The sequence below is a fragment of the Kitasatospora sp. NPDC058243 genome (genome assembly GCF_042882025.1).
Lineage (GTDB): Bacteria > Actinomycetota > Actinomycetes > Streptomycetales > Streptomycetaceae > Kitasatospora.
Window position 1 is genome coordinate 8753 of sequence record NZ_JBHVWW010000048.1, and the last position, 9668, is coordinate 18420.

The 9668-nt window shown below is 72.0% G+C and carries 8 protein-coding genes; 7 read left to right on the top strand and 1 reads right to left on the bottom strand.

Annotation, left to right across the window (positions count from 1 at the left end; translation table 11 throughout):
* Positions 1-182 precede the first annotated feature (182 nt).
* The 6 genes from ACFVX9_RS26900 to ACFVX9_RS26925 all read left to right on the top strand — a co-directional run bounded on the left by ACFVX9_RS26900 (position 183) and on the right by ACFVX9_RS26925 (position 7469).
* Positions 183-1202 (top strand): NAD-dependent epimerase/dehydratase family protein, encoded by a 1020-nt coding sequence (locus tag ACFVX9_RS26900; protein ID WP_063345967.1) that lies wholly within the window; start codon positions 183-185, stop codon positions 1200-1202.
* 11 nt (positions 1203-1213) lie between these two features.
* Entirely contained in the window at positions 1214-1945 is a 732-nt protein-coding gene (locus ACFVX9_RS26905) for an NDP-sugar synthase (RefSeq protein WP_380380404.1), read from the top strand.
* A gap of 8 nt (positions 1946-1953) precedes the next feature.
* Positions 1954-3150 (top strand): glycosyltransferase family 4 protein, encoded by a 1197-nt coding sequence (locus tag ACFVX9_RS26910; RefSeq protein ID WP_387983897.1) that lies wholly within the window; start codon positions 1954-1956, stop codon positions 3148-3150.
* Positions 3151-3160: 10 nt separating this feature from the next.
* Entirely contained in the window at positions 3161-4513 is a 1353-nt protein-coding gene (locus ACFVX9_RS26915; protein ID WP_380380408.1) for a phosphomannomutase/phosphoglucomutase, read from the top strand.
* A gap of 261 nt (positions 4514-4774) precedes the next feature.
* On the top strand, positions 4775-6139 hold the full coding sequence (locus ACFVX9_RS26920; protein WP_387983900.1) for a sugar porter family MFS transporter: 1365 nt from the start codon (positions 4775-4777) through the stop codon (positions 6137-6139).
* A gap of 124 nt (positions 6140-6263) precedes the next feature.
* Positions 6264-7469: a hypothetical protein gene (locus ACFVX9_RS26925; RefSeq protein ID WP_387983903.1), complete on the top strand. Its 1206-nt coding sequence runs from the start codon at positions 6264-6266 to the stop codon at positions 7467-7469.
* Between the two features lie 129 nt (positions 7470-7598).
* Here the strand turns inward: ACFVX9_RS26925 and ACFVX9_RS26930 are convergent, their stop codons facing one another.
* Positions 7599-8327 (bottom strand): TNT domain-containing protein, encoded by a 729-nt coding sequence (locus ACFVX9_RS26930; RefSeq protein WP_387983905.1) that lies wholly within the window; start codon positions 8325-8327, stop codon positions 7599-7601.
* Between the two features lie 557 nt (positions 8328-8884).
* Between ACFVX9_RS26930 and ACFVX9_RS26935 the strand changes: the two genes are divergently transcribed.
* On the top strand, positions 8885-9523 hold the full coding sequence (locus ACFVX9_RS26935; protein WP_380380416.1) for a hypothetical protein: 639 nt from the start codon (positions 8885-8887) through the stop codon (positions 9521-9523).
* Positions 9524-9668: the final 145 nt, after the last annotated feature.

Genomic DNA, 9668 nt, shown 5'->3' on the forward strand with positions numbered 1-9668 from the left:
GGTGGGGGAGTGGGGAAGCGGCCACCCCCAACCGGTGCCCTTTTGTTTTTTCCCCGGGGAACGAACCGCACGCGCCCACACCAAGAGGGGTTCGTGTGGGGTGTGGGCAACGCGGACCCCACGCTTGCCCAGGCCGCTCCGGGTGTGACACACATTCGCGAACCACGAGAGGGGACCAAGGCATGAGCAAGGTTGTCGTCACGGGTGGCGGCGGGTTCATCGGCTCGCACATCGTCGACCGGTTGTGCGCCCAGGGACACCGCGTCCTGGTGGTGGACGACTTCTCCACGGGCGATCGGGCCAATCTCGCCGAGAGCGAGGCCCGTTGGCCCGAGTTGAGCATTCTCACGGCCGACGTGGTCGACGAGTCCACCGCGGCCGCGGTGGAGGACTTCGCGCCCGAGGTGCTGCTGCTGCTGGCCGCGCAGTTCAGCGTGAAGGTGTCGATGCGGGATCCCCTGCTGGACGCCCAGGTCAACGTCATCGGCCTGGTCCGGATGCTCGAAGCGGCGCGGCGCAGCCGCAGCCGCAAGGTCGTGTTCGCCTCCAGCGGCGGGACGATCTACGGGCCCGCCGGTGAGGACGGGGTGCCCATCAAGGAATCCGCGGGCCGTGTGCCCAGCTCCTTCTACGGACTGACCAAGTCCGTCGCCGTCGACTATCTGCGCCTCTACCACGAGACCTACGGCCTGGACTACGTCGCGCTCGCCCTCGGCAACGTCTTCGGCCCCCGCCAGACCCCGTTCGGTGAGGCGGGAGTCGTCTCCATCTTCGCGCAGCGCATGCTCTCCGGGCAGACCTGTGTCATCAACGGGGACGGCCTGCAGACGCGCGACTACGTGCATGTGAGCGATGTGGCCGATGCGTTCGTGCGGGCCATGGACCAGGGGCACGGTCTGATCAACATCGGGAAGGGCGGGGAGAGTTCGGTCCTGGACATCCACCAGGCGGTCGAGAAGCGGACCGGCCGTTCGCTGCCGCCCCGCTTCGGGCCGCCGCTGGCGGGAGAAGTGCGCAGGGGGTGCCTGGATCCCTCCCGCGCCCAGGCCCAACTGGGCTGGACCGCCCGGACGACGCTGGAGGACGGGGTCGACTCCGTCGTGTCCTGGCTGGCCGCACGCCCCCTGCCGACGGAGGCCTCGCCCGAGGCGGGGCAGACCGGTCAGACCGGGCAGACGGGGCAGACGGGGCAGACGGGATGAGGCTGGCGGGGATGATCCTGGCAGCCGGGCGCGGCAGCCGGATGGGAGCACTCACCGCCCAGACGCCCAAGCCGCTCCTGCCCCTGGCGGGCAGGCCGCTGCTGGGACACCTGCTGGACCGGTGTGCCGAGACCGACGTCACGGACGTCTACCTCAATCTGCACTACCAGGCCGAGCAGGTCCTTCGCTTCCTCGACGGCACCACGGTGAAGGTGCCCGTCCACGCCCGGACCGAGCCCCGCCTCACCGGGCCCGCCGGGGCGCTACGGCTGTTCCACGAGGAACTCGCCGCCTTCGACGCCGTACTCGTCACGTCCTGCGACGTCATCATGGGCGAGCCGCTCCAACGGCTCGTCGACGCGCACACGCGCGGAGGCTACGCCCTGACGTTCGCCTGTACGCGGATCCGGCAGGCCCGCCGCTACGGCGTGCTGGACATCGACCCCGATGGTCGGATCCGCGGCGCCCGGGAGAAGCCCGACGTCCCCGACGACGAGACGCACTGGATCAGCGCCGGCGTGTACTGCCTGGACCCCCGCATCATCGCGCACATCCCCGAAGGCGTCGTCTACGACTACGCCAGGGAGCTCGCCCCCGCACTGATGGCCGCCGGCGAACGCGTGGGGGCGCACCGGCTCACCGGCTACTGGCGGGACGTGGGCACTCCCGATTCGCTGCGCGAGGCCGGCGAGGACGCCGGCCGTGGGCTCATTCCCTGGCTCACCGAAAGGGCGGACCGATGAAAGTCCTGATGCTGACCTCCAGTTACGAGCCCCTGCACGGCGGGGCCGAGACCTATGCGCGGCTGTTGTGCGAAGGGCTGGTGGCCGACGGCCACGACGTCGTCATCGCGACCGACGGGTCATGGCTGGACGACCTGCCCGGGGAGCGCGAGGAGGACGCGGGGCGGGTCGTGCGGCTGCGCGACTTCGCGGACCGCGTGGACGCCCGGGACAAGGTGAGATGGCGACAGATGCAGTACTCCGTCCTCGACGAACTGGGGGCCGTGCTCCAGGGCGAGAGCTTCGACGTCGTCCACGCCAACAGCCATGAGACGCTCATCCTCGCGAGCATCGTGGCGCTCGAAACGGACGCCGCACTGGTGTGCTCGCTGCACGAGCAGAACCCCGACCTGGAGCGGTTCGGCCGCGGCCGGTGCCGCCTGTCGTACCAGACCCTCCCCGTCGACATGCACTTCGTCCCCAGCCGCTTCTTCGCCGAGCGCGCCGCCCGCTTCGGCGCCCCCGCCGACCGCATCAGGCTCGTCCACAACGGCGTTCCCGACGCGCCACCGGACGACGTGGCCCGGAACCTGCGCTCCGCACTGCGCACCGAACTCGGCGTTGCCCCCGACCAGCGGCTGATCGTCCTCCCGGGCCGGATGTCCGCCCGCAAGGCCCAGCTCGACCTGGCCGCGGCACTGCCCCTGGTCGCGGCGGAGTTGCCCGAGGTGCGGGTGCTCCTGGCGGGGAGGGTCTCGGACTACGCGTACGAGAAGAGCGTGTGGGGCCGGCTCGAACACGAGGGTGTGGCAGAACTGGTCACTCTCCGCCAGGACTTCGGCGCCGAGGCGATGCCTGCCGTCTACGCCGCGGCGGATCTGGTGGTCCAGCCCTCCCTGGCGGAGGGACTGCCGTTCAGTGTGGTCGAGGCGATGCGCGCCGGCAAGCCCGTCGTCGGCACCCGCGTCATCGGCATCAGCGACGTCATCACCGACGGCGTCGACGGCCTGCTTGTGCCGGCGGCCGACCCGCCCGCACTGGCCGCAGGGATACTGCGGGTGCTCACCGACGAGGCGTTGGCCGCCGAGCTGGCGGCCAACGCGAGCACCACGGCGGAACGGGAGTTCAGCAGCCGGAAGATGGTCGCGGACACCCTGGACGGCTACCGGGTGGCCGTGGCACGCCGTCGGCAGTCGGCGTCCGCAGCCCCGACCTCGGCCTCGTGAAGGGGTGACCGTGTCCGACTACGCGCGGCTGGTCAAGGCCTACGACATCCGCGGGGAAGTCCCCGCCGAACTCGACGGCGAGGTCGCGGAACGCATCGGCGGCCTGTTCATCCGGTTCACCAACGCCCCGCAGGTGGTGGTGGCCAGAGACATGCGCCCGTCCTCCGCCATGCTGGTGCGGGCGTTCAGCGACGGCGCCCGCCGGGCCGGTGCCGACGTCATCGACGCCGGGCTCGGCTCCACCGACTACCTCTACTACGCCAGTGGATCGCTCGGACTTCCCGGCGCCATGATCACCGCCAGCCACAACCCCGCGAAGGACAACGGCATCAAGCTGTGCCTGAGCGGCGCGGCCCCCCTCGGGGAGAACACGGGCCTCGGCCGGATCCGCGACTGGCTCGTGGCGGGGGAACGCGCCACACCCGCCGCGTCCCGCGGCGCCCGTACGGAAAGACCACTCCTCCAGGAGTACGCGGCACACCTGCGGCAGCTCGTCGACCTCACCGGGATCCGGCCCCTCAAGGTCGTCGCCGACGCGGGCAACGGCATGGCCGGCCTGACCGCCCCGGAGGTCTTCGCGGGCCTGCCCGTCGACCTCGTCCCGCTCTACTTCGAACTCGACGGCACGTTCCCCCACCACGAGGCCAACCCCATCGACCCCAGGAACCTCGTCGACCTCCAGGCCGAGGTCCGCAGGCAGGGGGCCGACATCGGGCTCGCCTTCGACGGTGACGCCGACCGCTGCTTCTTCGTCGACGAAGGCGGTCAGCCGATCTCACCGTCCGCCGTCATCAGCCTGATCGCAGGCCGGGAGCTGGCACGGCACCCCGGCTCGGCCGTCGTGTACAACCTGATCACCGCCGAGGCCACGGTGCGGAGCATCCGCCGCCACGGCGGACGCCCGTTCCGGTCCCGCGTGGGGCACTCCCACGTCAAGGCGCTCATGGCGCAGCACGACGCGGTGTTCGGCGGAGAACACTCCGGACACTACTTCTTCAGGGACTTCTGGCGTGCCGACAGCGGCATGCTCGCCGCGCTCCACGTGCTGGCCGCCCTCGGTGGACAGGACCGGCCGCTGTCCGCCGTGATCGCCGCGCACAGCCGGTTCGCGCTGTCCGGCGAACTCAACTGCGTCGTCGCCGACGTCGCGGCCACGATCCGGGAGGTGGAGGAGCGATACCGGCACCGGGCCGGGGTGACCACGGACCGGCTCGACGGTCTGACGGTCGGCCTGCCGGGCGGAATTCGGTTCAACCTGCGCCCCTCGAACACCGAACCGGTCCTTCGGGTCAACGTGGAGGCGCACGACCAGGAGACCATGGAGCACCTCCGGGACGAGGTCCTCGCGTTGATCCGACCGTAAGACGTTTCTGACGGTACGTCGGGGAGTGCCCGGGTTGCGACAGGTCGGCCGGTGACGCCGGTAGTCTGCTCCCGGATCGCGAAGCGGGTGATCGCCTCGACTCGGTATCCGGGGTCGGGGTCGGTCATCGGCGTGGGCGGCGGATTCCCGGCGGCCTGACCCGGCCTCGCCCCACCCCTGCCTACGGCACTTCGAAGAAGGGCATCCCATGGGCTTGGCCCCGTCCTGCGACCATGTCGACGGCGGCGCAGGGGTGTCGCCATGACGGCGCCCGTCCCCCCGGGCGCCGCACGGCTGTTGACCGTGTGCGTCGCCTCCGTCGGAGGGCTGCTGTTCGGCTACGGAATCGGGGTGATCGCCGGAGTCCTGTGGCTGGTCGCCGACATCTTCACCCTGTCGTCGTGGCAGCAGGGGGCGGTCGTGTCGGCCGCCCTCCTCGGCGCGGCGCTCACCGCCCTCACCAGCGGGCGGCTGGCGGACAGGTTCGGACGCCGGCCGGTCATCGGCGCCGCCGCAGCCGTGTACGCCCTCGGAACGGCGGCCTCGGCGGCGGCCTCGGGCTCCACCACGCTCCTCATCGGGCGGTTCCTCGTCGGACTCGCCCTGGGGGCCGTCTCGTTCGCGGTCCCGCTGTACATCTCCGAGATCTCTCCGCCCGCCCGGCGCGGCGCGCTCGTCACACTGAACCAACTCATGATCACGATCGGGCTCCTGCTGTCCTACGTGGTGGCCTATCTCCTGGAACCCTCGGGGGCCTGGCGCTGGATGCTCGCTCTCGGGCTCCTGCCCGCCTGCGTGCTGCTGGTCGGCATGTGCCTGGTGCCCGAATCGCCCGACTGGCTGCACTCCAGGGGAGACACCGCCCGGGCGGCCAGCGCCGCCCGGCGCCTGTCTCCGCCCGACCCTGGCGGCGCAGCCGCCCGACCCGGTGGCCGCCCCGCGACGGCGACCGCCACCCGGCCCACCGCCGGCTCCGCGACCGCAACCGTCGCCCGGCCCGTCGCCGCCCCCGCCGCGAGCCTCCGGCAGGCCTGCGCGCTGGCCGGTCCCCGCTGGGTCGCACTGGGACTGGCGATCGCCGTCCTGGTCCATCTGACCGGTCTGAACACCGCGATCTACTACGTGCCGACCATCCTGGGGGGCAGCGGCATGACCGCTGCCGGAGGCATCCGGGGAGCCGTCCTGGTCGGGCTGTGCAACGTGGCCGCCACCGTCGTCACCATCGCCCTGCTCGACCGGGTCGGCCGCCGGAAGACGATGATCGGAGGACTGCTGGTCATGGCGGTCGCGGCCGTCGGCATCGCGGTCGCGCAGCCACTCGGGCACACGGGGGCGCCGACCGCGGCGCTGCTGTGCGTCTTCATCATGGCGGGAGCAGTGGGCCCTGCCGCCGTCTTCTGGGTCTACATCGCCGAGATCTACCCGGCAGGTGCCCGCGGGGTCCTGATGAGCCTGGCCACCGCGGCCCACTGGGCAACCGACTTCGTCGTGGCGACCACGTTCCTCCCCCTCGTGCAGGAGCTGTCGCTCGGCGGGGCGTTCGGTGTGTACGCGGCGATCAGCGCGGCGTCCGCCCTGGCCCTGGCCCGCTGGATGCCCGAGACCCGTGGCCGATTGCTGCTGTGAAACGGGACCGGGCGCGAGGCTCCCGCGCTCGCGCCCGGGCTGGGCTTCGCCCGCCGCCACCTGACGATGCGCCAGAATTGCCGTCAGCCGAGCAATCAGCCGCGCGTCCCCGAAGGTAGGCATCATGACCCGCTACAGCGTCGACCCGAACCGGCACGAGCTCATCGCCACCTGGGGAACCGGCGAAGGCGACCTCGCCACCCGGATCACCGCCCTCCCGGCCGACGCACCCAGCGCCACGCTCCTGCGCCTGGCCGGCGTACTGACCCGCCTGTCGGAAGCGGCCTGGCGCACCTACACCCACCCCGCCAGCGCCGCCGGCTCCCTCGAACCCGACACCGAAGGCTGGCGCCGCGAACAGGAACGCGACACCTTCAGCGACGTCGCCGAAGCCGTGGCCGCGCCGAACCTGCCCCACGGCGGCCTGCTCACCGTCTCCTACAGTCCCCTGCTGGAATCCGCCCACCAGGCCGGCCGCGCCCTGCACGCCCTCGACGAACCCGAGTTGACGAAGGCCGTCCTCGCCGAGACCGTCGCCGAACTCACCGCCGTCGAGAGCGCCGAACTCGGCAACCTCACCGGCCGCGCCCAGCAGGCCGTCCTGCTCAGCCGCGAGGACGCCTCCCCCGTCCAGGTCGCCGCCGCCGACCACCTGCTGGAGCAGAACCCCTTCGGCTCCCTCGCCCTCTTCTCCGACATCGACCCGACCGCCGCCGCCGTCGCGGCCGCGCACTGGCTCGCCGCCGCGGCCGAGGTCGCCGCCGACGCCTCCGGCCACGACGCCACCGCCGTCCTGCTCGAAGCCGACAACATCGAGGACCTCCCGCACCAGACCCCCACCCTCGTCCTCGAACTCCTCGACGCCGGCCACACCCCCCACGACGCCGTCACCGGCCTCGTCCGCCACGCCCTCCACATCGCCGACGGCCTCCTCCCCGACCCTGCCGGCCTGCGCGAACAACTCGAGGACCTCGACGGGGCCCTCGACGACTACACCGAGGACTACACCGACGACGAGGAGACCGACCCGGAGGACACCGGCCTGCGCCTCACCCCCCTCGACCCCAGGCGCCCCGCCCGCGACCTCCTCGAAGACCTCCTCGCCGGCATCCACGGCTGCTGGGTCCTCCACACCGAGTACGACGACCTCGACGAAGAGCACCTCGGCACCGACGACGCAGACCCGGACGACGCAGGCCCGGACGACGCGCACCCGGACGACGCGGACCTGGACGACGAACGGGCCGCACAGCACCGGCGCCAGAGCCGCGAGAACTTCGCCCGCCTCGTCCGCGAAACCGCCGCCCGCCACCGCGACCGGCTGCTCTGACCGCACCTCCCCGCTCCGACGGGGACGGCGGAGTCGCCCCTACCCCCCAGCAGCAGCGGGGGCAGGGGCGATCCAGAGGTTGCCGTCAGCCTCTCCGCAGGCCGCCGTCGGCGCTCTGCTTGCTGCCGGTCAGGAACCGGTGGGGGTGACGTTGCACCGCTCTGCCGGGAGTTCGCTGAGGTAGCCCTTGGCGATGAGGTTGTTGACCTTGTAGCCGCCCTCGAGCCCTGCGGGCGCGAGGTTCGGGTCGAGCCACTCCTGCACGCCTCCGCCGGGCATCCCGTAGAAGGCGGCCACGTGCCCCTTCTGCACCTTGAACACCGCCTCGGCTCGCAGGCAGTGGTAGCCGCCGTTGAGGGCGTCGGGTGTCACCGCCATCTGGACGAAGGGCGTTCCGGGATCGGCGAGGTACCCGCCGCCGTTGAGGATGTCGCCGAACCGGATCAGCTTGGTCCCGATCGGCACCGTGTACACCGTCTGGTCGAGCTTGCCGTCGAGCCGCTGGAAGCCACGGTCGGGCGCGTACGCCCAACGCTTGTCCGTCGCGTCGTAGTACAGCTGGACGAAGTGGCTGGCACTGAGCCCGCCGAAGCGCTGGTACCCCCTCAGCAGCGTGGCGGCCGGCTCGTCGTTCGGGATGGCGGCCGGCCCGAATCTCTCCTGGGAGCAGTAATACTTTCCGGCCATCGGCGACTCGGTGGCGTCGGGCGGCGGCGGGCAGTCGTCGGGAACGACCGCCGCCGCCCGCACGGACTGCGCGTTCACCGGCTGCGCGGCAGCGGCGCCGCCTGCGGCGGTCAGTCCGGTGATCGGGAGGGCGCAGGCCAGGGAGGCGGCGAGCATCGTTCGCACACGCATTCAGTACTCCGGTTTCGTGGGGAGGGAGCAGAGGGGGCGCCACGGCGGGGAAGGGGGAACAGGCACACGACACAGGCCGCGACGGGGACGACACACAGCAACCGCCCACACCGTGCGCGATGGCCGCCGACGGTGGGACGGAACGTCAACTACGGGTGTTGGATGCGGAATCCGGCGTTCTCGCCCTCGTCCGCGTTCTCCTGACTTCTCCGCCGTGTCCGGCGCCGCTTCGAAGTCCGCTACTCCGTACCCTCCCCGGAACCGGCCGATTCCCCGCTCAACCCGACCGGGCTACATCCGGGCGCACGGCCTGGCGGTCCCCTTCCTCGGCGGCGGGGCACCTGGGCGGCTGCTGCCGGTGTCGGCAGGCGCCGGCCTGGCGGGTCGCCCGGCCGCCACCGCCCGCCGAAAATGCTCCGTGCGTCCGGACGGCCCAGCACCGCTCGTGGTCCGGGCGTGCAGAACAAAGCATGGAGAGCACGAACCGGGCGGCCGCAGGCTTGCATGTGCCCACCGACGGCCGAACGGATGACGGGATGACCGGAGGGTTGTGCGTGATGCGTACGCTGTACACCAGCCAGGGCAACGGCCCCCGGCTGCCGCGGAGAGTGGCCGCCCTGGCCGCGGCGGCAGGAACGGCCGTCCTCCTCGTGGCGTCGTGCTCATCCGGGAGCTCCTCCGGGCCCGCGACGCCGACGAACGCGGCGGGGGCGACGCTGTCGGAGGCACCCAACCCGTCGAGCTTCTCCGGGGAGCCGCCCTCCGCCTTCGCCTCCGCGCTGGAGTCGGCCTCGGCCTCGGTAGCCGCACGCTCGGCCTCGGCGGCGGCCGCCGCCTCCGCGTTCGAGGCATCGGCGGACGCGCAGGCCGCGCAGAACCGGGCGAAGGCGACCGAGGTGCTCAAGACCGTGGAGGGCCCCGGCAACGCCACCGCCGACATCACCCTGACCGGCGTGCCGCGATCCACCACCGGCGGCCTCCACGCCGCCGTCGTGACCATCGTCAACAGCACCCGCGAGGCCGCTTCCTACGCGGTCCAGGTGGACTTCACCGACGCGTCGGGCCACGCCGTCGACTCGGCGATCGTCGGCGCCGAGAACCTGGCCCCGGGCGGGAAGGCCAGTCCGATCGCCTTCAGCCGCCAGCCGGCCGATCTGGCCCTGGTCCCGGTCGTGGTGAAGGCCCAGCGCTACTGAGCCCAGCGCTCCTGAGCACACCCCGACCGGGCAACGCCCGACGTCCCGGCGGAGTTCCCGTGCCTCGGGGACCGGGAAAAAGAGGGGAAAGCAGCAAAGAGTCGGAGGTGGGGCCAGGACCCTGGAGGGAACCCATCTCTTCTCC

Bases quoted from the DNA above. Each gene is read 5' to 3' on its own strand.
- ACFVX9_RS26900 (WP_063345967.1), top strand. From the start codon at position 183: ATGAGCAAGGTTGTCGTCACGGGTGGCGGCGGGTTCATCGGCTCGCAC.
- ACFVX9_RS26905 (WP_380380404.1), top strand. From the start codon at position 1,214: ATGATCCTGGCAGCCGGGCGCGGCAGCCGGATGGGAGCACTCACCGCC.
- ACFVX9_RS26910 (WP_387983897.1), top strand. From the start codon at position 1,954: ATGCTGACCTCCAGTTACGAGCCCCTGCACGGCGGGGCCGAGACCTAT.
- ACFVX9_RS26920 (WP_387983900.1), top strand. From the start codon at position 4,775: ATGACGGCGCCCGTCCCCCCGGGCGCCGCACGGCTGTTGACCGTGTGC.
- ACFVX9_RS26925 (WP_387983903.1), top strand. From the start codon at position 6,264: ATGACCCGCTACAGCGTCGACCCGAACCGGCACGAGCTCATCGCCACC.
- ACFVX9_RS26930 (WP_387983905.1), bottom strand. From the start codon at position 8,327: ATGCGTGTGCGAACGATGCTCGCCGCCTCCCTGGCCTGCGCCCTCCCG.
- ACFVX9_RS26935 (WP_380380416.1), top strand. From the start codon at position 8,885: ATGCGTACGCTGTACACCAGCCAGGGCAACGGCCCCCGGCTGCCGCGG.